The sequence below is a fragment of the Janthinobacterium sp. BHSEK genome (genome assembly GCF_056174685.1).
This window is the reverse complement of record NZ_JBWBYV010000121.1, coordinates 1-2,471: the sequence shown is the minus strand read 5'-3', so window position 1 is coordinate 2,471 and position 2,471 is coordinate 1. Positions and strand designations below refer to the sequence as shown.

The window sequence follows — 2,471 nt, the reverse complement described above, 5'->3', positions numbered from 1 at the left end:
GACGCTGGGCAGGATGTTGATTATAAATAAGAATCATTCTTATTTAATTATACTGGACTTGATTACTTTTGGTAATGAACTTGAGCATGGCCAAGCATGCCGTTCGGCCAGGACTGAACGGCAAAGTGCAGATCAAGTGTTGATTGCGGACGCGAGTACCGTCAGTTGCTTGTCGGACATGGTAATGCCGCAGCGATGGGGGCTGTTTTGCAGACGCAAAAAAGCCCGCCGAAGCGGGCTTTTGTCACTCTACCGTCAAGCCAAAAGCTCAGAACTGGTTCATGGTGTTGTCTTTACCGGCAGCTTTGAGCGCCGCTTCGCCGCTGAAGTAGTCCTTGTGATCGTCGCCGATGTCCGAGCCGGACATGTTTTGATGTTTCACGCAGGCGATGCCCTGGCGGATTTCCTTGCGCTGCACGCCGGCCACGTAGCCCAGCATGCCCTGGTCGCCGAAGTATTCCTTGGCCAGGTTGTCGGTCGACAAGGCTGCCGTGTGGTAGGTCGGCAGGGTGATCAGGTGGTGGAAGATGCCGGCTTCGCGGGCCGAGTCGGCCTGGAAGGTGCGGATCTTTTCGTCGGCCGCCAATGCCAGTTCCGTCTGGTCGTATTCCACGCTCATCAGCTGGGCGCGTTCGTAGGCGGACACATCTTTGCCTGCCGCTTTCATCGCGTCGTAGACCTGCTGGCGGAAGTTCAGGGTCCAGTTGAACGACGGGCTGTTGTTGTACACGAGCTTGGCGTTCGGGATGACCTTGCGGATTTCGCTGACCATGCCGCCGATTTGCGCGATATGCGGTTTTTCCGTTTCGATCCACAGCAGGTCGGCGCCGTTTTGCAGCGAGGTGATGCAATCCAAGACGCAACGCTCTTCGCCGGAACCGGCGCGGAACTGGAACAGGTTGCTCGGCAGGCGTTTTGGACGCAGCAGCTTGCCTTCGCGCTTGATGATGACGTCGCCATTGCCCAGCGCGTCGGCCGACACTTCTTCGCAATCGAGGAAGGAATTGTATTGGTCGCCCAGATCGCCTTGCTCATTCGTGACGGCGATCTGCTTGGTCAGGCCGGCGCCCAGGGAGTCCGTGCGGGCGACGATGATGCCGTCGTCCACGCCCAGTTCCAGGAAGGCGTAGCGGATGGCGCGGATCTTGGCCAGGAAGTCTTCGTGCGGCACCGTGACCTTACCGTCCTGGTGGCCGCATTGTTTCTCATCGGACACCTGGTTTTCGATCTGGATGCAGCAGGCGCCCGCTTCGATGAACTGTTTTGCCAGCAAATAGGTTGCTTCGGCATTGCCGAAACCGGCGTCGATGTCGGCGATGATGGGCACGACGTGGGTCACGTGGCCGTCGATCTTGGCCTGGATGGCTTGTTTGTCAGCACCTTGGGCCGCGTCCAGCTGGCGGAACAGGCCGCCCAGTTCGCGGGCATCGGCCTGGCGCAGGAAGGTGTACAGTTCCTTGATCAGCGCCGAGACGGCGGTCTTTTCATGCATCGACTGGTCTGGCAGCGGGCCGAACTCGGAGCGCAGGGCGGCGACCATCCAGCCGGACAGGTAGAGGTAGCGGCGGTCGGTGCTGTTGAAGTGTTTCTTGATCGAGATCATCTTCTGTTGACCGATGAAACCATGCCAGCAGCCGAGCGACTGGGTGTATTTCGATGGGTCCGCATCGTAGGCGGCCATGTCGTTGCGCATGATCTTCGCCGTGTACTTGGCGATGTCCAGGCCGGTCTTGAACTTGTTCTGGGCGCGCATGCGGGCGGCGGACTCGGGATTGATGGCGTTCCATGCGCTGCCTTGTTGGTCTTTCAAACCGGCAACAGCCTTGATGTCGTCTTGATATTGGGACATGTGAATCTCCTAAAAAGAAAAGCTATGTTTGAGAAAATCGCCGAGTGCGCCACAACGTCTTGTCGAAGCAAACTGCATGACTAAATAGTAGGCCGATTCGCGCCGATCTTCAAGTCTTATATAAGACATATAACTTAAATTAAGTCTTTGTTTTTCAATGGCTTAATTATGGTTTTTCATGATATGAAATGAATTTTCAAAAAGTGAGAGGATTTATTGATGAGTCTGCTGTTCGGAATTCCGCGATGTGAAACGTCTTTTCAGAATTTGGTGCAGCGCGACAAAATCGGGGCGAAAAAAAGCCACCCGAAGGTGGCTGTGGCTTGTTTATGCCTGTTTGCAATGTGGAAAGGGCACTGCGCCATTGCTTTTCAGTGCAAGTGTCGCGTGCCAGCTACAGCTTAGCGGACAAGCTGCCGTCCTGGCGCAGGAGCAGGGCGGGACAGCGCATCGAGCACCTGCGCCGTCGTCACCACTTGCGCATACTCGCCGTGCAAATTGGCCAGCGCCATCGCATGCACCTCGTCCGCCGTTCTTGGCGTGCCCGCATAATCGATTTGAGCAAACGCAAAACACGCATCGGCGACCACCTGCGTGGCAAAGCCCAGATTACCCGCCGTGC

At 56.5% G+C, this 2,471-nt stretch carries 1 protein-coding gene and 1 pseudogene; both read right to left on the bottom strand.

The window, feature by feature from the left end:
* Positions 1 to 268: 268 nt before the first annotated feature.
* The gene (locus AC0V2Y_RS27005; protein ID WP_475417422.1) at positions 269 to 1,849 is read right to left on the bottom strand and encodes an isocitrate lyase; all 1,581 of its coding nucleotides are present in this window, start codon (positions 1,847 to 1,849) and stop codon (positions 269 to 271) included.
* A gap of 401 nt (positions 1,850 to 2,250) precedes the next feature.
* A pseudogene (locus AC0V2Y_RS27000) lies at positions 2,251 to 2,471 on the bottom strand (hypothetical protein); the annotation flags it as partial.